18 protein-coding genes and 2 tRNA genes are annotated in these 22912 nt (G+C 43.9%); 6 read left to right on the top strand and 14 right to left on the bottom strand.

Features of this window, described 5'->3' with window-relative positions:
* Positions 1-3: 3 nt before the first annotated feature.
* The 5 genes from HMPREF1212_RS23245 to HMPREF1212_RS23225 form a co-directional block, all read right to left on the bottom strand.
* Positions 4-2505, bottom strand: coding sequence for a TonB-dependent receptor plug domain-containing protein (locus tag HMPREF1212_RS23245; protein ID WP_087880946.1), 2502 nt, complete (start codon positions 2503-2505; stop codon positions 4-6).
* 157 nt (positions 2506-2662) lie between these two features.
* Positions 2663-3910 carry a glutamate-5-semialdehyde dehydrogenase gene (locus HMPREF1212_RS23240; protein WP_046151360.1) on the bottom strand — a complete coding sequence of 416 codons (1248 nt, stop codon included), beginning with the start codon at positions 3908-3910 and terminating at the stop codon, positions 2663-2665.
* A 67-nt stretch (positions 3911-3977) separates the two neighbouring features.
* On the bottom strand, positions 3978-5063 hold the full coding sequence (gene proB / locus HMPREF1212_RS23235) for a glutamate 5-kinase (protein WP_028726981.1): 1086 nt from the start codon (positions 5061-5063) through the stop codon (positions 3978-3980).
* Positions 5064-5143: 80 nt separating this feature from the next.
* The gene (locus HMPREF1212_RS23230) at positions 5144-6799 is read right to left on the bottom strand and encodes an AMP-binding protein (RefSeq protein WP_046151359.1); all 1656 of its coding nucleotides are present in this window, start codon (positions 6797-6799) and stop codon (positions 5144-5146) included.
* 16 nt (positions 6800-6815) lie between these two features.
* On the bottom strand, positions 6816-7370 hold the full coding sequence (locus HMPREF1212_RS23225; RefSeq protein WP_046151358.1) for a helix-turn-helix domain-containing protein: 555 nt from the start codon (positions 7368-7370) through the stop codon (positions 6816-6818).
* A 250-nt stretch (positions 7371-7620) separates the two neighbouring features.
* Here HMPREF1212_RS23225 and HMPREF1212_RS23220 point away from each other — a divergent pair, with 250 nt between their 5' ends.
* Positions 7621-8088, top strand: coding sequence for a helix-turn-helix domain-containing protein (locus HMPREF1212_RS23220; RefSeq protein ID WP_046151357.1), 468 nt, complete (start codon positions 7621-7623; stop codon positions 8086-8088).
* 430 nt (positions 8089-8518) lie between these two features.
* On the opposite strand, the gene HMPREF1212_RS23215 is transcribed toward HMPREF1212_RS23220, so the two are convergent.
* From HMPREF1212_RS23215 to HMPREF1212_RS23200, 4 genes are all read right to left on the bottom strand, one after another.
* Positions 8519-8591, bottom strand: a tRNA-Gly gene (locus tag HMPREF1212_RS23215).
* 26 nt (positions 8592-8617) lie between these two features.
* Positions 8618-8700, bottom strand: a tRNA-Tyr gene (locus tag HMPREF1212_RS23210).
* A 55-nt stretch (positions 8701-8755) separates the two neighbouring features.
* Entirely contained in the window at positions 8756-9238 is a 483-nt protein-coding gene (gene ribH, locus HMPREF1212_RS23205; protein ID WP_028726985.1) for a 6,7-dimethyl-8-ribityllumazine synthase, read from the bottom strand.
* Positions 9239-9316: 78 nt separating this feature from the next.
* Positions 9317-10000: a tetratricopeptide repeat protein gene (locus tag HMPREF1212_RS23200; RefSeq protein ID WP_028726986.1), complete on the bottom strand. Its 684-nt coding sequence runs from the start codon at positions 9998-10000 to the stop codon at positions 9317-9319.
* 135 nt (positions 10001-10135) lie between these two features.
* Between HMPREF1212_RS23200 and HMPREF1212_RS23195 the strand changes: the two genes are divergently transcribed.
* Positions 10136-11239, top strand: coding sequence for a DNA replication/repair protein RecF (locus HMPREF1212_RS23195; RefSeq protein WP_028726987.1), 1104 nt, complete (start codon positions 10136-10138; stop codon positions 11237-11239).
* Positions 11236-11529 carry a DciA family protein gene (locus tag HMPREF1212_RS23190; RefSeq protein WP_046151356.1) on the top strand — a complete coding sequence of 98 codons (294 nt, stop codon included), beginning with the start codon at positions 11236-11238 and terminating at the stop codon, positions 11527-11529. The genes HMPREF1212_RS23195 and HMPREF1212_RS23190 overlap by 4 nt, the downstream gene beginning before the upstream one ends.
* Here HMPREF1212_RS23190 and HMPREF1212_RS23185 read toward each other — a convergent pair.
* The 4 genes from HMPREF1212_RS23185 to HMPREF1212_RS23170 all read right to left on the bottom strand — a co-directional run bounded on the left by HMPREF1212_RS23185 (position 11519) and on the right by HMPREF1212_RS23170 (position 16326).
* Positions 11519-12088 carry a 5-formyltetrahydrofolate cyclo-ligase gene (locus HMPREF1212_RS23185; protein WP_082099979.1) on the bottom strand — a complete coding sequence of 190 codons (570 nt, stop codon included), beginning with the start codon at positions 12086-12088 and terminating at the stop codon, positions 11519-11521. The two genes, HMPREF1212_RS23190 and HMPREF1212_RS23185, sit on opposite strands and share 11 nt — an antisense overlap.
* Positions 11997-13718, bottom strand: coding sequence for a S41 family peptidase (locus tag HMPREF1212_RS23180; RefSeq protein WP_046151355.1), 1722 nt, complete (start codon positions 13716-13718; stop codon positions 11997-11999). The genes HMPREF1212_RS23185 and HMPREF1212_RS23180 overlap by 92 nt, the downstream gene beginning before the upstream one ends.
* 12 nt (positions 13719-13730) lie before the next feature.
* Positions 13731-14165 carry a dCMP deaminase family protein gene (locus HMPREF1212_RS23175; RefSeq protein ID WP_028726991.1) on the bottom strand — a complete coding sequence of 145 codons (435 nt, stop codon included), beginning with the start codon at positions 14163-14165 and terminating at the stop codon, positions 13731-13733.
* Positions 14166-14250: 85 nt separating this feature from the next.
* Entirely contained in the window at positions 14251-16326 is a 2076-nt protein-coding gene (locus tag HMPREF1212_RS23170) for a M3 family metallopeptidase (protein ID WP_046151354.1), read from the bottom strand.
* Positions 16327-16915: 589 nt separating this feature from the next.
* Here HMPREF1212_RS23170 and HMPREF1212_RS23165 point away from each other — a divergent pair.
* Genes HMPREF1212_RS23165 through HMPREF1212_RS23155 form a run of 3 tightly spaced genes read left to right on the top strand, consistent with a single transcriptional unit; the run spans position 16916 to position 21458 of the window.
* Entirely contained in the window at positions 16916-18856 is a 1941-nt protein-coding gene (locus HMPREF1212_RS23165; RefSeq protein ID WP_028726993.1) for a glycogen debranching enzyme N-terminal domain-containing protein, read from the top strand.
* Between the two features lie 14 nt (positions 18857-18870).
* The gene (locus HMPREF1212_RS23160) at positions 18871-20139 is read left to right on the top strand and encodes a glycosyltransferase family 4 protein (RefSeq protein WP_028726994.1); all 1269 of its coding nucleotides are present in this window, start codon (positions 18871-18873) and stop codon (positions 20137-20139) included.
* 17 nt (positions 20140-20156) lie between these two features.
* The gene (locus HMPREF1212_RS23155) at positions 20157-21458 is read left to right on the top strand and encodes a glycoside hydrolase family 57 protein (protein ID WP_028726995.1); all 1302 of its coding nucleotides are present in this window, start codon (positions 20157-20159) and stop codon (positions 21456-21458) included.
* Positions 21459-21533: 75 nt separating this feature from the next.
* Here HMPREF1212_RS23155 and HMPREF1212_RS23150 read toward each other — a convergent pair whose 3' ends face one another.
* Entirely contained in the window at positions 21534-22904 is a 1371-nt protein-coding gene (locus HMPREF1212_RS23150; RefSeq protein ID WP_046151457.1) for a DUF4270 domain-containing protein, read from the bottom strand.
* Between the last annotated feature and the right edge of the window lie 8 nt (positions 22905-22912).

The following is a 22912-nucleotide window of genomic DNA, read 5'->3' as shown; positions in this document are numbered from 1 at the left end:
TTGTTATAGTTTTATTTGTAGTTCGAGACCGAAGAAGGAAGAAGGGTTCTGACGGTAATACTGTCCGCTGGTGGCTTGCAAGCGTACCGGACGCATGTCGGCCAGATTGTTGGCGAAGAACGACAGTGTGGCGTATCGGCTGAACTCTTTGCTGACACGGAGGTTGATAAGCCCATAAGGTTTATATGAGTTCTGCAGGAAGTCGTCCGGGTCGCTTTCCAACAGTAGTTCGGAGAAGTCGGGATTCGCTTTTTCAGCTTCGGTGAAGGGATGGCGTATGCCGTCGGTGCCGCACCAGTAGAGGGGCCATACTTCCGTTTCTTTTCTTCCGTTATAATAGCGCCGGGAACGTTGTATCCAGACCATTTGGAGGGTGAGCGTCGTCACCAGCCCGATACGGGGAATGCGGGTGATGAAGCGGAAGTTGGTACTGAGTTGCTCGGTTATCTCTTCATTGCCGTTGGAAGAAACCGGCTTGTCATAGAAGCCGACATACGGGTAGGCATCGCCGTAGGAGGTACTCATATCGGTATAGCCGGTCAGTGAGTTGTTTTTCCTTCGGATACGGAGCCATTGACCGTCTACTACCAGCGAAGTAAGCAGGGGGTGGAAGGTGCCGAAGTCGGCTGTCATTTCTATCCCGTATTTGGTTGTGACCTGTGCATTTATCGGGCGGAATATGGCGGTAAAGCGGGTGCGCTCCTCATAAGCCACCGGCTCACCGTTCACCCAGACCTGCCCTTCCCGGTATTCGGGGCGGAGGCCGGTATCGTACTGGTATTCATACTCGCGGTAGTTGTAAGGCACATAATCGGTGACAGTGGCAAAGCCGCCTGTCTTCCGTTCATAAAAGCCTGTCATGTCGACTCTGACGGCAGGAGTCTTCAACATAAAGCCGGTTTCCAACTTTCGGTTGATGACCGGACACAAGTCAGTGTTCTTTCTGTCATTGGGTGCGTGGGTGTGGATTACGGCGAGCGAGTGGCCGTTCTCCGGGTCGTTGTAGTAAAAGGCCATGCGGTCGTCGTAAACCGGTGAGGGATAAAGTTGCTCTACGGTTGGCATATATCCCATCCGGCCGGCGCCAGCTTTCAGCCGTAGTTGCCAGCCGGATGAAGAAAAGGCTGTCCACGACAGGTTGACGCGGGGTTCGGTACTTCCTATCCAGCCGTAACCGTTGCATCCCATTGCCTGGTAACGTATCCCGGCTTGTATGATTGTCCGAGGCCAGCGGAAAAGGGCTTCGGCGAAAAAGGCACTGCTGTGCATGAAAGGAATCTCTCTGTAGGATCGTGGGCGTGAGGCACCATAGGGTGGCCGCAAGGGATCGAACTGAAATCCTTTTCCTCGGTTGCCTTCACTACGCCAGGTGATGCCGGCACTCAGTTCCACCCGGCTTTTGGGATGTGGTAAAGGGCGTTGGGTGGTGGCACGCAGCTCGGCATCTACATATAGTGGTAGACCTTCATTCTGTGTCCGGCAGATATAACGGTCGGGAAGCACCAGCGCTACGCTTTCGCCTGTGACGGTCGATCCGCTGTAGGCTTGTTTGGAAGAAGGTACGTTGTACTTATCCGATTGGGTCTTTGATGCTGACAGGTCAATGCGGAGTGAGAGATTTTCAAGAAGCTGCCGTCCGGGCTTCCATTCCCCGGATAGGGAAAGGCGGTGGTTTTGCAGTTGCTGTCTGCTGTGTTCCTCTTCGCTGATGTAGTTCTTTTCAGAGCCTATCCTCGCGGTATAATCGAACCGGGCGATCAGCGGTCGACCGCCTGCCAGCCAGTGATATGTATTGGCCAGCCGGAAGCCTCCGGTATGGAAATCTCCTTGAGCCGTATAGTCGGCCAGCAGATTGATCGTATGCCCGGACGGAGAGAGAACGAAACCTTTCCCTGCTGTGTATTGCTTCATCTTCGGATTGTAACGTATGCCGACAGTCAAAGGCATCTCGCCACGATGTGTCTTGAGCTTTAGCATCCCGTTGGTCAGGTTACCGTAGCGGGCTGAAGGTATGCCGCGTATGACTTCGGCCTGTTCCACTTCATTCATCGACAGGAAGCGGGTGTCTGACCCGTCGAACGGGCTGCCGATCCAGGCATTATAATGTAATGGTGATCCGTCGAGCACGATCTGTGTTCCTTCGGCCTGAGCGGCATTGGTCTTATTCAATCCGTTTGTCAGTGTGATCTCCCTGATCGTGAAATATTGAGCCTGGTTGAAGCCGGGGTTGCCTGTCAGCCCTCCCGGCAGAAGCTGCATCAGATCGGCGGCACTGAAGGGTTGTACATGTTCGATTGCCGATGATGGTAGCAGCGAAGAACTTTCCATTCCTTTGCTTTCAATGGCAGTGACAATCACGTTAGGAAGATGAAAAGAGAGTGTGTCTCCTGATTCCGGTGAGGCGTGTTCTGCACCATATCCCAGGTGGTAAGTGGAGACCAGCATACAGCTGTAAACAGCAAATTTCCGGAGATATTTGTGAGTTCTCGGTATATAATAATCCATAAGTTTGTCAGTGTTTTCAATATAGCACTGACAAATATATGGATAGAATGCGGGATACCATGTTAATTATGGTATTAATCGTTCTGCATTGGAATAAAAACCGAACGATCTGGTACAGTTGGTAACTTACACTATACTCATTGTGGCTGGGACAGGTCTATTTCCTGACCTGTCCGTCTCCTTCGATAATATACTTATAGGTAGTCAGTTCCGGTAATGCCATCGGCCCGCGTGCATGCAGTTTCTGTGTACTGATACCGATCTCCGCCCCGAAGCCGAACTGGGCTCCATCGGTGAAAGCCGTCGACACATTGCTGTAAACACAGGCGGCATCTACTAGTTGCTGGAACAAAGATACGATTTCTTCCGACTCGCTTACGATACTTTCGCTATGTTTCGAACTGTATCGGGTGATGTGCTCCAGTGCCTCGTTGAGACTGGCAACCGTGCGGATGCTCATCTTATAGTCGAGGAACTCGGTACCGAAGCTGTCTTCCGTAGCCGGTTGAAGCAGTTCCGATGGATAAGAACCGGCCAGAGAGTCGAATGCCGGTTGGTCGGCGTATATGATTACATGGCTGTCTTTTAGCTTATTGCAGATATAAGGCAGGTCGTCGAGACGATCTTGATGGATAATCAGACAGTCCAAAGCGTTACACACGCTGACACGGCGCGTCTTTGCATTGTTTACGATGGCTTGCCCTTTCTCCTTATCTCCTTCCTTATCGAAGTAGGTATGGCAAATCCCGGCTCCCGTCTCGATCACCGGAACGCGGGCATTGTCGCGTACGAAGTTGATCAGCGAACTACTACCGCGCGGAATGATCAGGTCTACCAGTCCGACGGCATTTAACAGCTCGGTCGTAGCTTCCCGGTCAGGAGGCAAGAGGCAACAAACAGCCGGGTTAACGCCATGACGTTCCAGCACTTGGTGGATAATCCCGACCAATGCCCGGTTGGAATCGTCCGCATCTGAACCACCTTTCAACACACAGGCGTTTCCACTTTTGAAACAAAGAGAGAATACGTCGAATGTCACGTTCGGACGTGCTTCATAGATCACACCTATTACTCCGAAAGGTACAGATACTTTGCGGATCACCATGCCGTTCGGACGGGTTAACTCACTCAGAACCTTGCCCAGCGGTGAGGGGAGTGTTGCTACATTCTTCATATCCCCGGCGATACCTTCCAAACGGTCGGCTGTCAGCTTCAGACGGTCGTATTTGGGATTAGCAGGATCCATACGGGCCAGGTCTTTCTCGTTGGCGGCAAGTACTTCCGCCTGTTGCTTTAGTAGCTCGTTGGCCGTATCGGTCAGGATGCTATTTCTAGCTTCATCGCTCAGTGTGATAAGCTGACGCGAAGCAGTAACACTTTGTTGTAATAGATGGTTGATTGCCATATTCTTTTCTTATTAACTGGTTCTAACTTTTCCTTCGGTCTTTTCCTTCGGTAGCAATAGTCTCTATCTAGTCCAAATACAGATAATCATAATGTACCAGCGGCTTGATATCCCGTTGCCCGATCAGGGTCACTGCTTCCCGGCTATCGTATCCGGCACAGCCAACGCCTATCTGAATACCGTCTTCGCCGACTATCTTTACAATGTCGTTCTTCTCGAACTCACCTATGATGGCTGTCACGCCCACTAATAGCAGGCTTGTAGCCCGAGGGCCAGTCAACGCTTCTTCCGTCCCTTTGTTGATATGTATCTCTCCTTTGGCGAAACCTTCGGAGTGGGCGATCCATTTCTTTACGCTGCTCACGGGTTTGGCAGCAGGAATAAACCGGGTGCAAACTTCCGTACTTCCCTTAACCAGTAGCCGGGGCAGAATGTTCTCCTTCTTTCCGTTACCGATGATGACGGTGATTCCTTCGTCGGCTACTTTCTGTGCGATACTGCATTTGGTGAGCATACCGCCCCTGCCGAATGACGACTTGCTGGTTTGTACATATTCCGACAGATCCTGTTTTCCGCCGTCGATTTCGCGGATCACCGTTGCTGCCGGATCGGAAGGATTGCCATTATAAATACCGTCGATATTACTTAGGATAATAAGCGCGTCCATCCCCATCATTGTTGCGATCAGGCCGGACAGTTCGTCATTATCCGTAAACATCAGTTCGGTTACGGAGATCGTATCGTTCTCATTGACGATCGGTATCACATTATTCTCAAGCATCACTTCCATACAATGCTTCTGGTTGAGATAATGCGTGCGGCTACCGAAGTTCTCCTTTGTTGTGAGCACCTGCCCACAGGCAATCTTATGCTCACGGAATAACTCGAAATAACGGTTTATCAGTTTAGCCTGTCCCACTGCCGAATAAAGCTGACGGGCTGAAACCGGATCGAGCTTCCTGCCGGGTTTCACCTCACTGCGTCCCGATGCTACCGCACCTGATGAGATCAGAACGACCTCTACACCATGTTGATGAAGTTCGGCAACCTGGTCGACCAGGGCCGACATGCGGGTGACGTCTAATGAACCGTCTTTTCTTGTTAAGACGTTGCTGCCGATCTTTACAGCTATTCGTGTAAACTGATATGCCATTTTCATGTTCTTTAAGAATAAAAAGCTGCGTCTCTTTGTATAACAGGGAAACGCAGCTTGTATAAAGGAATGATATTATCTTATTTATTATCCTTGTCGCGTATTTCCACACGGCGGATTTTTCCGCTGATTGTCTTGGGTAGTTCATCTACGAATTCTACCACGCGGGGATATTTATAGGGGGCAGTGACACGTTTTACATGATCCTGCAACTCTTTGATAAGAGCTTCGCCTGCCCTGTCTTTATAATCTTTTGCCAGCACGATCGTAGCTTTGACTACCTGACCGCGTATCTCGTCAGGCACACCGGTAATAGCGCATTCTACAACGGCGGGGTGTGTCATCAGGGCACTTTCCACCTCGAACGGGCCGATACGGTAACCGGAACTCTTGATCACATCGTCGGCACGTCCCACAAACCACAAGTAGCCGTCTTCATCACGCCAGGCTACGTCACCGGTATAATACATGCCGTCGTGCCAGGCTTCGTGAGTCAGTTCGGCATCACGGTAGTATTCCTTGAACAGGCCTATCGGTTTCTTGTTGGTTGTATGGATTACGATCTGTCCTTGTTCACCGTCTTCTGCACGGCTTCCGTCAGGACGGATCAGGTCTACATCATATTGCGGGTTGGGAACACCCATAGAGCCGGGCTTCGGTTCCATCCAGGGGAAGGTGGCAACTGTAAGTGTTGTTTCCGTCTGTCCGAATCCTTCCATCAGCTTGATACCGGTTAGTTTATAGAATGCATCGAACACAGCAGGGTTCAGCGCTTCGCCGGCAATCGTACAATATTGCAGGGAAGACAGATCGTACTTTGTCATGTCTTCGCGGATCAGAAAGCGGAAGATCGTTGGAGGTGCACATAAAGAGGTGATGCGGTAATCCTGGATCATCTGCAACATGTCGGCCGGCGTGAACTTCTCGTGGTCGTAAACGAATACGGTAGCTCCCGCAATCCATTGTCCGTACAATTTTCCCCAGACAGCTTTTCCCCAACCTGTATCGGCAATGGTCAGATGCAGACTGTCGCGATGCAAGTTATGCCAGAAACTACCTGTTACGATATGTCCTAAAGGATAAGTGAAATCGTGTGCAACCATTTTGGGGTTACCGGTCGTTCCTGAGGTAAAATACATCAGTGAAATATCATCGTTGCTATTCGGATGGGACGGACGAACGAACGGAGACGCATCCGCTATTCCCTTGTGGAAATCTTCGAATCCTTCCGGTATCTCCGGGCCAACGGAAACCAATGTCTTGATACTCGGTGATTCCGGTAGGGCATCAACAATATGTTTGGTGATAACCTCTTCCCCGGCACAAACGATCATCTTGATATCGGCGGCATTATTACGGTAAATAATATCTTTCTTTGTTAACAGGTGAGTAGCCGGAATAACAACCGCTCCCAGTTTATGTAATGCAATGATCGAGAACCAGAACTCATAGCGACGTTTCAAAATCAGCATCACCATATCACCCCGACCGATACCCAGCGACTGGAAGTAAGAAGCGGTCTGATCGGTATATTTTTTCAGGTCAGCAAATGTGAAGTCGATATGTTCACCCTTGTCATTTGTCCAGCATAATGCTTTTTTATCCGGCTCTTCTGTGGCCCATGCATCTACAACATCGTATCCGAAGTTGAAATTCTCCGGTACTTTTATTTTGAAGTTATTGATAAAATCTTCCTGCGACGCGAAAGTCGTCTGATCTAAGAATCTTTCTAACATAATTAAATTGTTCTTTTTAAAGTATTATAGCCAGAAAACTGACCTTTTCTCCGTCCAGAGCTTTCATGCCGTGTGGCAACTCGGAGTTGAAATATATACTGTCGCCTTCTTCGAGGATCAATTCTTTATTATTGATCTGCAGGAGCATGCGGCCTTTTAATACGAGGTTGTATTCCTGTCCCGGGTGCGAGTTCAGATAGATGGGCTCTTCTTCGGGTTTGGGATGAACGGTGACCATAAATGGATCGGCTTTACGTCCGGCAAAACCAGCTGCCAACGATTGATACTTGTAGGCTTTTGTACGCTCAACAGCGATACCTTTGCCTTTGCGTGTGATGAAATAGGAGCTCATCTTGGGCTCGTCGCCAAACATCAGGGTGGTGAGTTCCACTCCGTAGGCTTGTGATATCTGATGCAATATGCTAACTGATATATCAACTGTGCCACTTTCCATCTGCAAATATTGCTCGGTGGTCAGGTTGCATACCTTAGCCATTTCTTCGGGGCTGATTTCCAGTGCATCCCGAAGTCCTGCCAGGCGTTCTGCTATTTGTTTTATCTGTTCGTTCATCTCCGTGGATTATTATTATATTTATGTTGCCCCAAAGTTATAAATAAAAAGCAAAATGACTAAGAAAATGTCGAATAGAATGTTATTTAGATATTTTCTTTGGAAATGAAAATGTTAAATCTTATATTTGTTTAAGTATGGGGCTTGAATTTGTTATCGCTAAACTTAAATCTAATATGTCGAAGTATGGTTTTTACTATAAGCTTTATTGAGTTTGCCCTTGAAATTGTAAGATTAATATAGTAAACGTATGAATGAAAAGATTGAATTTCATTTTTTTGAAAATAAGCACCCGGACTTCTGTGTTTTTGTATTAATATTGAATTGGCATATACCTTGTTTTGAAATAGCTGAGTCTTCTGACAACACAGAATATGTAGAAATATATAATAAGATCCACCAATATGTTGTAACTGAAAAGCATTTTTTGGATAAAGATATATCTGTAAATATAATTGTTCATCAATGTGATGTTAAGAAAAAGTCATTGAATAAAATTCTTCGGTTAAAAGAAAACCTGGCTTTTCATGGCTACATAAACAAGCAGCGTGTTATTTATGCAACTAATATATTGCTGGATCCTTCTAACAAGTTGATTGAAGTAGTAGCAGAAGAAGCCAGTTTTAATAATTCCCGGACATTCGTGCGTAATTTCAAAGCTGTATATAATATGACTCCAAGCGAATATCGGAACCGTTATGGATTAAAGAAGTGCTGATTTTACTTATAAACAGTTCGTCGATAGGACAAAAACGATTTTGTCCTATGGTGGGTTGAGAGTGTCTTCTGTATGCCTTGTATTTCTTTGGTCGGTGTCTTTTTTTGTCGTTTATTTGCATCAGAGAAAGAGATAAAAGTAAAAAGTGTTATAACGCATATTGAAATGACTAGGCATACCTTAATCTATGAAGAAAGAAAGAAGAAGGGATTCTTCTTTCAGGTAGTCTGGTAGAGACGTTTGTCAGACTACCTTTTCTAAGAAAGTTGTGCCTATGAAAAGGTTTACGTTTGATGTTAGTTGATCAACTGTTTTTTGTAATTTTCTCATAATAGTTGAATTTTGGTTAAATCGAAAAAGTCCCGGCTTGTGAAAGTCGGGACTTTTGTATACAAAAAAAGGATAACCTTTCGATTATCCTTTTCCTGAGAGCGGAAGACGGGGCTCAAACCCGCGACCCTCAGCTTGGAAGGCTAATGCTCTATCAACTGAGCTACTTCCGCAATTTTATTGGCTTTTGAAAAGTTAGTGGGCAGTGATGGATTCGAACCACCGAAGTCGAAAGACAGCTGAGTTACAGTCAGCCCCATTTGGCCACTCTGGTAACTGCCCCTATTATTTTCAATTGCAGTGCAAAGGTACGATTATTTTTGAAACCTGCAAGTGTTTACTCAGAAAAATGTATCATTTTTAGTGCAGTCACAGCAGCTTCATCCCCTTTATTTCCGTACTTACCGCCGGCACGATCCTCTGATTGTTGCATGTTGTCGGTAGTTAACAATCCGAAAATGAACGGGATATCATACATCAGGTTCAGTTCGGTAATACCCTGTGTAACGCCTGAACAAACGTAATCAAAATGTGGAGTATCACCTCTTACAACGCATCCTAAAACGATTACAGCATTCACATCTTTTGTTTCTGCCATACGTTTAGCACCGAAAGTCAGTTCGAAGCTGCCCGGAACACGTTTTACATAAATGTTTTCCGGTTTCACACCATGTTTCTCCAGTGTATTGCATGCACCTTCCAGTAATTTCTCTGTGATGTGCTTATTCCACTCTGCGACTACAATACCGAATGTCATTTCTGAACCGTCGGGTACACTGTTGAAGTCGTAGTCTGATAAATTTTGATAAGCTGTAGCCATAACTTTGTATTTAAAAAATAAAAGGATGCCTTTTTTGATGAGACATCCTCTTGTATAGTTTATATCGTACGATTCATATTATTTAGCAGCAGAAGCACGGGCGATATATTTATCGATATCAGCAGCTTCCATTGAGTTGAAATATTTTTCTTTGATCGTAGTGTATGCTTTAACAGCATCGCTGTATTGTTTCTGGTTTTCGTAAGCGATACCGGCTTTCTTCAGATAAACAGGGCTGATTACTTCATTGTCAGCACTTTTTGCTGCTTTTTCGAAATAGCTGATACCTTCTTTGATGTTACCCATATTCACGTAGCAGTCACCGATCAAGCCGATAATAGCCGGAGATATCATGTTGTCGTCTCCGCTGAATGATTTCAACTTATCTAAAGCTTTTTCAGTTTCTCCCATTTTGAAGTAGCAGATACCGGCATAAGCTTTAGCCAGATTTCCGGAAGCTGTGCTACCATATTGGTCGATGATTCCTTCAAAACCTTCGTAGTCGGCACCATTACCGTTCAATGCCAAAGCGAAAGAGTCCTTAGCGAAATATTGTTCTCCTTTAAATATAGCAGCGGCTGCTTTCTTTTGCTGAGGAATCATGTAACCGTGTTTAATTCCTAAAACAGCTCCAACAACGAGTGCGATAGCTATAATTCCGTAAATGATCTTTTTTGAATTGTTTTCAATAAACTGCTCCGATTTCGAAACAATTTCTTCTACTTCTAACTCCGTGTTGGTGTTTTTTTCCTTAGTAGCCATAATGTGTTATAGTTATTTATTATTTTATCCTGATTTATGCCAATGGCAATTCAAAGCGCAAAAGTAGTTTTTTTTACTGATATAATCTATACTTAGAAGTATATTTTTTAATTTTGTACGATTAATATGGTACAGATGATACTCAAAAAGCTTTCTATTCTTAATTACAAAAATATTCTTCAGTCGGAAGTATCTTTCTCACCCAAAATGAATTGTTTCTTTGGAAATAACGGGATGGGGAAGACGAATCTGTTGGATGTGATTCATTATCTTTCGTTTTGCAAGAGTCATGTAAATACTCCTGACAGTCAGATTATAAACAATGATCAGGATATGTGCGTGATCCAGGGTGAGTATGATTATGAAGGGAGAGGGGAGGAGATCTTCTGCGCCATCCGCCGCCGTCAGCGGAAACAGTTCAAACGGAATAAGAAGGAATACGATAAGCTGTCGGAGCATATCGGCCTGTTGCCTTTGGTAATGGTTTCTCCGGCGGATTCGGATTTGATCCAAGGGGGGAGTGACGAGCGCCGTCGTTTTCTGGATTTGATTATTTCGCAGCAGGATAAACAGTACCTGCATGCCTTGATCCAATATAATAAAGCGTTGCTTCAACGGAATATGCTACTGAAAAATCAAAGCATGGATGCTTCGCTCTATGAAGTATTGGAGATGCAATTGGGGATGTATGGGCGGATGGTCTTTGAAAAGCGCCAGTTGCTGGTGGAAAGCTTTATTCCGATCTTCAATGAGTATTATCAGACGATCTGCCGCTCTTCGGAAGTGGTCGGCTTGCGTTATATCTCCCAACTGGCAGGGAATGACCTGCCCGATTTACTGGCAGCCAACAGGGAGCGCGACCGTATTTTAGGCTATACGTCCAACGGCATTCATAAAGATGAACTTGAAATGACTCTGAACGAACATCTGATCCGCAGGGTCGGATCGCAGGGACAGAATAAAACATACCTGATTGCTTTGAAGTTGGCTCAGTTTGCTTTCTTGGCAAGAAAGGGGCAGACTATCCCGATCTTGCTTCTGGATGATATCTTCGATAAACTGGATGCGGCACGTGTAGCGGAGATCATCAAGCTGGTGAGTGATGATAGCTTCGGTCAGATATTCATAACCGATACCAACCGGAAATATCTGGATGAGATCCTTTTGGCTATGGAGCATGATTATGCCTTGTTCAAAGTGGAGCAGGGAGAAGTTCAACCAATGGAGGATCCGGCATGAAGCGTAAAAATACACAAGCTATCGGCGAAGTCCTGAGAGATTTTTTCGAGGACAATACGGAATTATACGAAAAGATTCTGGAGATCCGTATCGAACGTGCCTGGAAGGAAGTGTTGGGGCCAATGGTTATGCAATATACCCGTAATATATATGTACGCGATCATATATTATATGTATCGCTTACTTCTTCGGTGCTGAGAAGTGAATTAACCTTGTGCCGCGAAAGATTGGTGAAGAGTTTGAATGAATATGCCGGAGCAACCGTTATCCGGGATATTATTATCCGGTGATAATCTCATTTTCCGTAATGACCATATCCATTTTCTTGTCGAACGGTTCGACCGGAACACTTTCCTGTAACTGAAAATCGAAACAAATACCGATCTTGGGTGCCTGTAAAGTCGATAACAGCCGGTCGTAATATCCTTTTCCCCGTCCCATACGGTTCAGTTGGCGATCGAAAGCGACACCGGGTACGATTATTAAATCAACATCTGATTCGGGGATTGTTGTTTCTGTGTCCTTCGGCTCAGGAATGCCGAAAGCTCCCGGAGTTAAGCAGTTGTAGCCTTTATAAGGTAAAAGACGGAGATCGTCGCCGACTACCAGAGGAAGAAGGAGTTGCTTTTTATCGAACCATTTTTCGAGTAATCCGGCTGTCTGGACTTCTCCGGGTATGGAGTAATATAAAGCAATACAAGAAGCCTGCCGGAAGAGTTCAGTCTCTTCCAGCCGCTTCCATATCTTTTCAGAGAAGTCAAGCAGTATAGTCTTCCCGTATGATTTCTTTAGCGAGGCTATATCTTTTCGGAGTTGTTGCTTGGCTGTCTGCAATTCCTTTGTCTGCATTTTCTTTCTCGATTGTAGGAACTGATTTCCCTTCGTTTATGATTTTGATCGCACGCAATAAAGTAGGGTCGTCCTTCAGGAAGATCGGATAAAATCCGGCTTCATCGAAGAAGTTACGTACGATGTATGCCTGCAACTGGTTCTCGATCAGCTTACCTGATATATTGATCAGGTTCGGGCGTTTCTTGATGCCTTTGGTTGCTGCGAAGTTTGTAAAGTCATAAAGCAAAGGTTGCGACTGCAGGTACTTGTACAGATCCTGATAAGTAGCGAAAGAGGATAACTTCTCACGATTTCTGTCCGAATATTCAAGTGCATACAGATAAAGTGTTCCGCTGTTTACAATACTTGTGAAATAAGTTGTGATGCCACTGGTGTCGCGCGGAATAAAGATATCCGGCATGATGCCGCCGCCGCCATATACTGTTCTGCCGATCATGGTATGATATTTCTCCGTATGCGTATTCTTGATACTGTCGGCCGAGTCGAACTCACCATGAATGAAGCGGTTGTACAGATCCTGGTCATAATCGGCCGAGTCTCCCAGTTTGTAATCTTTCTGAATGCTTCGTCCCGAAGGAGTGTAATAACGGGCAATCGTCAGGCGTATTTCCGAACCGTCGCTCAGTTTAATAGGCGATTGAACCAGTCCTTTGCCATAAGTACGACGGCCAACGATCATTCCGCGGTCGTTATCCTGGATAGCACCCGAGAAAATCTCACTGGCGGAAGCCGAAAATTCGTCAGTCAGGACAACAATGGGAGTTTCCTTACAAGTCCCTGTTCCGTTAGTATAAACATCGTTACGCGGGAAAGCTTTCCCTTCCGTGTAAACGATCAATCGTCCCTCCGGCATAAATTCGTTTACCATATTGATAGCCGCATCCATATATCCACCGGTGTTTCCACGCAGGTCGATAACGAATGAGTCACATCCCAATTCTTTCAGTTTGGCAATGGCCGTGATAAACTCGTTATAGGTTGTTCGTCCGAACTTGCTGACTTTGATGTAGCCGATCCCTTTGCTCACTTCGTAAGATACATCGACCGAGTTGACCGGTACGTCTCCGCGCGTTACATCGAAGTAAAGCAGATCCGGTGTGTCTCCACGTTTCACACCCAGCTTGACGGTACTGTTCTTTGCACCACGTAATGTGCGCATGATCTTAGCCTGGCTGGTATTGTTGCCGGAATAGATCGAGTCGTTAATCGTAATGATACGGTCGAACGGAAGCAGTCCAGCTTTTTCTGCCGGGCCTCCGGATATAACGCTGATCACGAGGATCGTATCAGTCTGCATATTGAAAGAGACCCCGATACCGCTGAATGAACCTTCCAGATCTTCGTTCACGATGGAGGCATCTTCGGCAGAAATATAAACGGAGTGCGGATCGAGTTCGCTGAATATTTTAGGAATAGTCCCTTCCACCAACGATTTCATATTTACAGTATCGACATATTGTTCGTCAATGATGTCGAGTATCGCATTTATTTTATTTCCGCTGGAAAACATCCGGCGTTTGCCGTTTTGTGTAAGAGAAAGATAATGGTTCCCGATAAAGATACCGAGAGCAATACTTGCTGCAATAATTACAGGCAACCAGATGGTCAGCCTTCTGTTCTTGTTCATAAAAACGTATATTTATTCGTTTATATCAATGTATTCTATACTAATTCCGGCACGATGCAATAAATTGCACCCGTCTTCCATCCGGTATTTTTCAGAATAGACAACACGTTTGATGCCCGATTGGATGATCAGCTTGGCACACTCTATACAAGGAGCCGAAGTGACATAGATCGTAGCACCCTTGCTGCTGTTTGATGATGCAGCCACCTTGGTTATAGCATTCGCCTCGGCATGTAACACATAAGGTTTGGTTACATTGTTCTCATCTTCACAGATATTCTCAAAACCGGCCGGTGTTCCGTTGTATCCATCGGAAATGATCATCTGGTCTTTAACTATCAGTGCTCCGACCTGACGTCGTTTGCAATACGAATTCTCTGCCCAGACTGCGGCCATCCGCAGGTAACGTTTATCCAGTTCGTATTGCTTTTCTGTTTTTTCGCACATTGTTTACCTGATTTTATCCTTAATTATTCAGCTAGCAAAGGTAAATATAATTGATTTAACTATTGTATGTTTAGCTATTTTTATATCAATTGCTATTTGCTTTCGGTTCAGCCTGTTTGATCCCGTTTCTGATAAGCAGGGCATCGATCGTCGGCTCCTGTCCGCGGAAGCGTTTATACAATATGGCCGGGTCTTCCGTTCCTCCTTTGGATAATATGTTTTCGCGGAACGAACGGGCTGTTTCCCGGTTGAATATCCCGGCTTCCTTGAATACAGAGAATGCATCGGCATCCAGCACTTCCGCCCATTTGTATCCATAGTATCCGGCTGCATAACCGCCGGAGAAGATATGTCCGAAGCTACTGCTCATCAATGTCCCGGGAACCTCCGGCACGATAACGGTCTGCGCCCAGGCCTGTTTCTCAAAAGTGATCACATCCCCTTCGAACGGGACGGTTTGTGTATGCCAGGCCATGTCGAGCAACCCGAAACTTAACTGGCGGCAACAGAAATAACCGGTGTTGAAATTAGATGCGTCCACCAGTTTACGGACGAGTTCCTGCGGGATCTTTTCCCCTGTTTCGTAATGTACGGCTATCTGATCCAGGAATTCTTTTTCCGTCAGCCAGTTTTCCATGAGTTGCGAGGGAAGTTCCACAAAATCGCGGTATACGTTCGTTCCGGAAAGGCTGGCGTATTTTTCTTCTGCAAACATTCCGTGCAGTGCATGTCCGAACTCGTGGAGTAATGTGTTTACTTCATCGAAAGTCAGCAATGATGGTTTCGTTTCGGTTGGCCGCGTAAAGTTCATCACGATAATGATTTGTGGGCGGCTGTCTTTTCCGTCAGCTTCGTGCTGTTGTTCCTTGATGCTGTTCATCCAGGCTCCCGACTGCTTTCCGTCGCGCGGATGGAAGTCGGTGTAGAGGATGGAGAGAAATTTGCCATCGGCATCATACACTTCGTAAGCATCGACTTCCGGATGATAGACCGATATCTCTTTGTTCTCCTTGAATGTTATACCGTATAGTTGCGTGGCAAGTCCGAAAACTCCCTTTTTGACATTGTTCAGTTCAAAATATGGACGTGTCATTTCATCGTTTACATCGAAACGGATATCTTTCAGCTTTTCCGAATAATAGCTCCAGTCCCAGGGCATGACGGTGATGTTTTCTTTTTCCGTTCCCATCGCGAATCCTTGTACGGCATTATATTCGTTGATGGCGACAGGCTTATAGGCAGCCAGCAATTGATCCAGCAGGTTATAGACGGTTGCCGGATTTTTAGCCATCGTATGCTTAAGCGAATATTCCGCATACGTGTTGTAACCCATCAACCGGGCTATCTCCAACCGGATATTGACGATCTGGCGGATGATCTCTTTATTGTCATATTCATCTCCTTTATTTCCGACGCTCATATATTCCCGGTACATCGCCTCACGCAGTTTGCGGGAATCGGCATAACGCATGAATGGAACGTAACTCGGTGCAGTCAGATTGAATAACCAGCCCTCTTTCCCTTTTTCTTTGGCACGGTGAGCGGCGGCTTCATGAATGCTTTCGGGCAGGCCGGACAAATCTTTCTCATCGGTTAGAAGCAGCTCGTACCTGTTTTTATCTTTCAATGCATTCTGGTCGAATGTCAGAGATAGGATACTCAGGTCTGTACTTAACTTGCGGTACTTCTCTTTGTCCTCCGGATTCAGGTTGGCACCACGAACAGAGAACGATTCAAATGTTTCTTCCAACAATTTGGCGTCTTCGGTAGAAAGGTTGAGCCTGTCTTTTTGTTCATACACGCTTTTGACACGTGCAAATAGCTTTTCATTCAAAAAGATATTATTGGAACTTTCCGACAGTTTGGGGGATATCCTTTGTGAGATCTCCATCATTTCGTCATTGGCTTCCGCATTCAGCACATTGAAAAAGGCTGAACTGACTTTGTTCAGCAGTTTGCCGCTTCGCTCCAGGGCAACGATTGTATTTTCGAAGGTTGCAGGCTGTGTTTCGTTGGCGATGGCCTGCACCTCGCTGTCGAGTTGCTTGATCCCCTCGTCGAAAGCCGGTTCGTAATGTTCGGTTTTTATCTCGTTGAAAGGAGGTGTATCGAATGGGGTGTTATAACTGAAGAAAAACGGATTATGAGTTGTTTGTGTCATATCTCTTATACATTATATATTATTATAGTCCATATTGCCGGAAACAACCTGTTTATTTCCCGGCACAAAGATGGAAAAAATAGCTGTGTTACTGAATAAATTCCCTTTATATTTCTAAATTCTGTTGCCAAACGGATCGCTTGCCGACAGTTATAAGCAGGCTTGCCGATAACTATCGGACAGTAATTTTGTTGGTGGAAAAGTCTGCCAGCATCAGCATTTGCCAACAATTGGTATACTTTAGCTTCCCGCTTTTGTTTTATAACTCCGGAAAGGGAGCTTTTGTTGTTTTCTTTACGGGTACATTTTTCTAAATGGTATACTTATCAGGCTTTTTTTAGTCAGTCTAAGATATTCATACAGTAGCTTGTTTTGAGTTTTTAACAACTGTTCATGTGTTTGACAACACATTCATAGAAGTTCTTTATTTTCTAAGGGTTTATTTATCAATCATTTCGGAGTTGTAAAAAAAATCAGTTTCTAAATAAATATGAAAGCTGATTTGTTTTTTTTGTTTTTAAGTGATACATTTGATCTGTATATCATATCATTTTCATTATATGAGCATAAACTTAAAACCAAATACAATATGAGTTATCTTAAATTTGACAAGACTCTTATGACAAACCTGGAGGAGTCCCTGCCCAGGGAGATTCTCCGTACGAATCGTTCAGGAGCCTATCATTGTACCACTATCGCGGATTGTAACACGCGAAAGTATCATGGATTACTTGTCATTCCGGTGCCAGAACTAGATGATGAAAACCATGTGTTGTTATCTTCGTTGGATGAAACAGTTATACAGCATGGGGCTGAATTTAATTTAGGTCTTCATAAGTATCAGGGTGATAATTATAGTCCGAACGGACATAAATACATTCGTGAGTTTGAATGTGAGAAAGTTCCGACAACTATCTACAGGGTCGGTGGAGTTATTTTAAAAAAAGAAAAACTTTTTGTTCATCATGAAAACCGAATTTTGATTCGTTATACATTGCTGGATGCACATTCTGCTACAACGTTGCGTTTACGTCCGTTTTTGGCTTTTCGTAGTGTACGTCAGTATACGCACGAGAATGCACAGGCCAGTCGTGAATATCAGGTTGTCACAAATGGTATTAAGACATGTATGTATCCGGGATATCCTGAATTGTACATGCAGTTAAACAAAAAAAATGAATTCCATTTTCAGCCGGACTGGTATCGTGGTATCGAATATCCGAAAGAGCAGGAGAGAGGATATGATTTTAATGAAGACCTTTATGTTCCCGGATATTTTGAAGTAGATATAAAGAAAGGTGAAAGTGTTGTTTTCTCCGGAGGTGTTTCCGAGACGAATACACGTGCGCTAAAAAAGACATTTGAAGATGAAATGGAAGAGCGCACCCCACGTGATACATTCAAACATTGTCTCATCAATGCGGCTCATCAATTTTTGAATAAGCAGGGAGAGGAGTTTTATATTCTGGCAGGTTATCCTTGGTTTAAGTGTCGTGCTCGCGACATGTTTATATCCTTGCCGGGACTAACGCTGGCTATTGACGAAAAGTCTAAATTTGAAGTCGTGATGGAAACAGCCCGTAAAGCGGTGTATGCATACATGAATAATGAGACAAACGACCTGCGAGTTTATGAAATGGACCATCCTGATATCTTGCTTTGGGCTGTGTGGTGTATCCAGCAGTATGCCAAAATGGTGTCACGTGATGCATGTCGTGAGAAATATGGTGTATTGTTAGAGGATATCATGGCATTTCTTTGCAGCAACAAACATCCTAACCTGTCTCTGCTTGACAACGGTTTGCTGTATACTCGCGGAACAGAGAAGGCTGTTACATGGATGAATTCTACTGTTAACGGACGACCGGTAATACCTAGAACTGGTTTTGTTGTAGAAATTAATACTTTATGGTATAACGCTTTACGCTTTGTTGGCGAATTGCTGGGTGAGGCAGGAAATGAACAATTAAGTGCTGAATTATCTGTTTTGGCAGAAAGAAGCGGTAAGTCGTTTGTTGAAACATTTTTGAACGAGTATGGTTATCTGTTAGACTATGTGGATGGAAATATGATGGACTGGAGTGTCCGTCCTAATATGATATTTGCCGTAGCTTTTGATTATTCTCCTTTGAATGCTAGTCAGAAAAAAGGAGTGCTTGATATTGTAACGAAGGAATTGCTTACGCCAAAAGGTCTTCGTTCGTTGAGCCCGAAAAGTGGAGGTTATAATCCGAATTATGTAGGAGCTCAGATTCAGCGCGATTATGCTTATCATCAAGGCACTGCATGGCCATGGTTAGCCGGTTTTTATTTCGAAGCTTATCTTCGTATTTATAAAATGAGTGCTTTAGGCTTTATAGAACGCTATTTGATTGGTTATGAAGATGAAATGTCATCTCACTGTATCGGTTCGATTTCTGAACTGTTTGATGGTAATCCTCCTTTCAAAGGACGCGGTGCTGTTTCTTTTGCTATGAATGTGGCAGAAATATTGCGAGTGTTATATTTATTGAGTAAATACAATTATTAATAGGAGGAGCCAATATGAAAGTATTAATGTTTGGATGGGAATTTCCTCCCAAAATATATGGTGGTCTTGCTGTAGCATCTTATGGTATCACTAAAGGATTGAGTTTACAGGGAGATGTGGAAACGACTTTCTGTCTTCCGAAACCGACCGGAGAAGAAGAAGGTTTTTTAAACATCATAGGTATGAACCAGGTGCCTGTTGTGTGGCGTGATGTAGATTATGACTATCTTAAATCGCGGTTACCTCATTATATGACTCCGGAACAGTATTATGCTTTTCGCGATCATATTTATGCCGACTTTTCTCATATGCATGTCAATGATCTGGGATGTATGGAATTTGCCGGAGGTTATCCGGGAAATCTTCATGATGAGATCAATAATTTTTCTATTATAGCCGGAGTTATAGCCCGACAGCAGCAGTTTGATATAATTCATGCGCACGACTGGCTGACTTATCCGGCAGGAGTACATGCGAAACTGGTAAGTGGAAAACCATTATGTATCCATGTTCATGCTACCGATTTCGACCGTTCGCGTGGAAAGGTGAATCCAACCGTATATGGGATGGAGAAGAACGGTATGGATCATGCCGATTGTATCATGTGCGTATCGGAACTGACTCGTCAGACGGTTATCCGTGAATATCATCAGGATCCTCGTAAATGTTTCGCTATGCACAATGCCGTTTATCCACTTTCGCAGGAGTTGCTGGATATACCTCGTCCGGAGCATCCGAAAGAAAAAGTGGTTACGTTCCTGGGGCGTATCACTATGCAGAAAGGACCGGAATATTTTGTGGAAGCAGCAGCATTGGTGTTGAAACGTTCACGCAATATTCGTTTTGTGATGGCAGGTTCGGGCGATATGTTGAACGCAATGATCAATATGGCAGCTGAACGTGGCATTGCCGACCGTTTTCATTTTCCGGGTTTCCAACGTGGACGCCAGGTGTATGAAGCATATAAAAACAGTGATGTGTTCGTAATGCCTTCCGTTTCCGAGCCATTCGGTATTGCTCCGTTGGAAGCTATGCAGTGCGGAACGCCTTCTATTATCTCAAAGCAGTCTGGATGCGGTGAAATTCTTGATAAAGTCATTAAGACGGATTATTGGGATATCAATGCAATGGCCGATGCTATTTATTCTCTTTGTACAAACGAGTCTCTTTTCAAATATCTTCAGGAAGAAGGAAAGAAGGAGGTCGATAGTATTACCTGGGAAAAAGTCGGTTTGCGAATCCGGGCACTTTATGAGGATGTTTTAAAGAATTACGGTAAATAATAAAACAATAACTAGATATGAAAACAATCTGTCTTTATTTTGAAATACATCAAATTATTCATCTGAAACGTTATCGTTGCTTTGATATAGGTACCGATCATTACTATTATGATGATTATGAAAATGAACGCAGTATCAGCGATATTGCAGAACGTTCGTATATTCCTGCTCTAACAACATTGCTTGAAATGGCAAAAGAGAATGGAGGAGCATTTAAAGTCGCATTTTCAATCTCAGGTGTGGCTATGGAGCAGTTGGAAGTGTATGCACCCAGAGTGATCGAACTGCTGCATCAGTTGAACGATACCGGTTGCTGTGAATTCTTGTGTGAACCTTATTCACACAGTTTGTCTTCATTGGCAAATGAGGAGTGTTTCCGGGAAGAAGTAGACCGTATGAAGAAAAAGATCAAACAGGTATTTGGACAAACTCCGAAAGTGTTCCGTAATTCAAGCTTGATCTATTCGAATGAAATCGGTGCTTTGGTTGCCAGCATGGGATTTAAGGGTATGCTGACGGAAGGTGCTAAACATGTTTTAGGCTGGAAGAGCGCTCATTATTTATATCATTGCGCATACAACCCGAATCTGAAGTTGTTGCTTCGTGATTTCAAATTATCGGATGATATCAGTTTGCGTTTCTCTAATTCAGATTGGAGTGAATATCCATTGTTTGCTGATAAGTATATGGATTGGATTGCAGCATTTCCTGAAGAAGAGCAGGTTATCAATATATTTATGGAACTTGGGGCTTTAGGAATTGCACAACCGCTATCTTCTAATATCTTGAGTTTCATCAAAGCATTGCCGGCTTGTGCAAAAGAAAGAGGAATTACTTTCTCTACACCGACGGAAATTGTTACTAAATTGAAATCGGTGGATCAGGTTGATGTTCCTTATCCAATGTCATGGATAGATGAAGAAAGAGATACCAGTTGCTGGTTGGGTAACGTGATGCAGCGTGAGGCATTCAATAAGCTTTATAGTGTAGCGGAACGTATTCACCTGTCTGACGACCGTCGTATCAAGCAGGACTGGGATTATTTGCAAGCAAGTAATAATTTCCGTTTCATGACTACAAAGAATACGGGGATTTGGTTGAATCGCGGTATCTATGATTCTCCTTATGATGCGTTTACGAACTATATGAATATCCTTGGGGATTTCATTAGCCGTGTCAATGCCTTGTACCCAATTGATGTGGATAATGAAGAATTAAACTCATTGTTGACTACAATTAAGAATCAGGGTATTGAGATCGAGACTCTTCAGAAAGAAGTAGATAAGTTAAAAAAGAAAGCAGCAAAAACTAAACAATAGCCTCTTCAATAATAAAAAAGCGCTGATAAACTAAAATTATCAGCGCTTTTTTATTTGTATGTATTCTTTTGAATGTTACTTATAGCTTGTTGTTGTAACAATAATCTTCATTGCTTCCGGTGTCTTAAGCAATTTTACACCTGACGGAAGTAAGTAATTGTTTATAGCCGCTGTATATTGGTTACCGTAATAATCCTTTTCAGTTAAAATACGTTCAACGGGAACAAGAAGTAATACCATATCTTTTTCCGGATTATTCTTTATATGCTCCTGCATCATATTGGCTATGTTGCTAAAGTTATAGGAACGACCACTATTGGAATAGCTGGCAAGGAAAGCTGTTTTACTATCTTCTATCTTATTGTTGACAAAGAAAGTAGCCAAAGAATCTTTGGGTAACAATAATAAATTAGCCGGAGCACTCAATGCCCATTGCCAGTTTTCTTGCGGCAAAGCCTTTATTGTCAAAGGTATATTGTTGATTATACGATCGTTGATTCTTTCTGCAATATCTTTAGCCGGAATAACCAACTGTGTATAAACACCAGCCGGAGTCTTCAGATAAGTAATTGAATCACTCGGTTGCAACAGTGGAGTCAGGTCGGTATTCTTAAATCGATTCAACTGTAATACTTCTTTAGTTACGTTCAGCGTTTCACGACCGTATACAGTCGAGTCCTGATCCTGACTTCCTTTAACATTGTATCTATAATAGATAGAAATAGAAGAATAGGTGATCTGAAGAATATTTCCGCTACCGTATGTATTAGTTATATATAATCCCGGGAAAAATTCGTTGAAATTCTCCTGGCTGCTGAATGTACCGCGATTATTAACCGTCTCATCATAAATCTTTTGTCCGAACGTTTTAGGCATCCGGATTGTGATGGTCGGAATATACTTGGAGTATCCACTTTCATCCAATGCTGTTCTTACACTATCAGGCACTGAATTATCATAAGCCGTATAAGTCTGCATCCCCAACGATTCCTGCATATTGCAATAATCTGTCGGATCGAAGTTGGTATAGAAATCTCTTTCCAGCTGTTTGGTTACCGGATATATCTGGGCACGCATAGGAGTTAATGAGTCACCAACCCATGCCTTATCCTGATACATAATTTTAAAATCGACAGAGTCAATCTGTCCGTTGATAGGTTCATGTTGAAATTTAAAATCATCCGGGCAGTAGAACTGACAGATATAATCAGACTTCACATTACCGTACAACGGATCATAAAACTCACCGAGTAGTCCATTAGTCGTTCTTGCATATACTGAATCCATCAGCAAGGTTGTCGCCTGCATCTGAAAAGTATCTACATATACGGGCATCTTGTCTCCGCCAGGCTGAATAGTCGAGCCAACCAGATTCAAATCATCACTACACCCACTCAGGATTGTTATTCCCAAGCCCAGGCCAATTAATAAAGGCTTGATCTTCATCATTTTTT

Origin of the sequence: Parabacteroides sp. HGS0025 (assembly GCF_000969845.1) — a bacterium.
Taxonomy (GTDB): Bacteria; Bacteroidota; Bacteroidia; order Bacteroidales; family Tannerellaceae; genus Parabacteroides; species Parabacteroides gordonii.
This window is presented reverse-complemented; position numbering and strand designations above follow the sequence as displayed.

Coding starts and splice junctions, on each gene's coding strand:
- HMPREF1212_RS23185 (WP_082099979.1), bottom strand. CDS start 12,088: ATGCAGACAAAGGAATTGCAGACAGCCAAGCAACAACTCCGAAAAGAT.
- HMPREF1212_RS23170 (WP_046151354.1), bottom strand. CDS start 16,326: ATGACACAAACAACTCATAATCCGTTTTTCTTCAGTTATAACACCCCA.
- HMPREF1212_RS23240 (WP_046151360.1), bottom strand. CDS start 3,910: ATGGCAATCAACCATCTATTACAACAAAGTGTTACTGCTTCGCGTCAG.
- HMPREF1212_RS23200 (WP_028726986.1), bottom strand. CDS start 10,000: ATGGCTACTAAGGAAAAAAACACCAACACGGAGTTAGAAGTAGAAGAA.
- HMPREF1212_RS23150 (WP_046151457.1), bottom strand. CDS start 22,904: ATGAAGATCAAGCCTTTATTAATTGGCCTGGGCTTGGGAATAACAATC.
- proB (WP_028726981.1), bottom strand. CDS start 5,063: ATGGCATATCAGTTTACACGAATAGCTGTAAAGATCGGCAGCAACGTC.
- HMPREF1212_RS23225 (WP_046151358.1), bottom strand. CDS start 7,370: ATGAACGAACAGATAAAACAAATAGCAGAACGCCTGGCAGGACTTCGG.
- HMPREF1212_RS23230 (WP_046151359.1), bottom strand. CDS start 6,799: ATGTTAGAAAGATTCTTAGATCAGACGACTTTCGCGTCGCAGGAAGAT.
- HMPREF1212_RS23175 (WP_028726991.1), bottom strand. CDS start 14,165: ATGTGCGAAAAAACAGAAAAGCAATACGAACTGGATAAACGTTACCTG.
- HMPREF1212_RS23220 (WP_046151357.1), top strand. CDS start 7,621: ATGAATGAAAAGATTGAATTTCATTTTTTTGAAAATAAGCACCCGGAC.
- HMPREF1212_RS23195 (WP_028726987.1), top strand. CDS start 10,136: ATGATACTCAAAAAGCTTTCTATTCTTAATTACAAAAATATTCTTCAG.
- HMPREF1212_RS23155 (WP_028726995.1), top strand. CDS start 20,157: ATGAAAACAATCTGTCTTTATTTTGAAATACATCAAATTATTCATCTG.
- ribH (WP_028726985.1), bottom strand. CDS start 9,238: ATGGCTACAGCTTATCAAAATTTATCAGACTACGACTTCAACAGTGTA.
- HMPREF1212_RS23165 (WP_028726993.1), top strand. CDS start 16,916: ATGAGTTATCTTAAATTTGACAAGACTCTTATGACAAACCTGGAGGAG.
- HMPREF1212_RS23180 (WP_046151355.1), bottom strand. CDS start 13,718: ATGAACAAGAACAGAAGGCTGACCATCTGGTTGCCTGTAATTATTGCA.
- HMPREF1212_RS23245 (WP_087880946.1), bottom strand. CDS start 2,505: ATGGATTATTATATACCGAGAACTCACAAATATCTCCGGAAATTTGCT.
- HMPREF1212_RS23190 (WP_046151356.1), top strand. CDS start 11,236: ATGAAGCGTAAAAATACACAAGCTATCGGCGAAGTCCTGAGAGATTTT.
- HMPREF1212_RS23160 (WP_028726994.1), top strand. CDS start 18,871: ATGAAAGTATTAATGTTTGGATGGGAATTTCCTCCCAAAATATATGGT.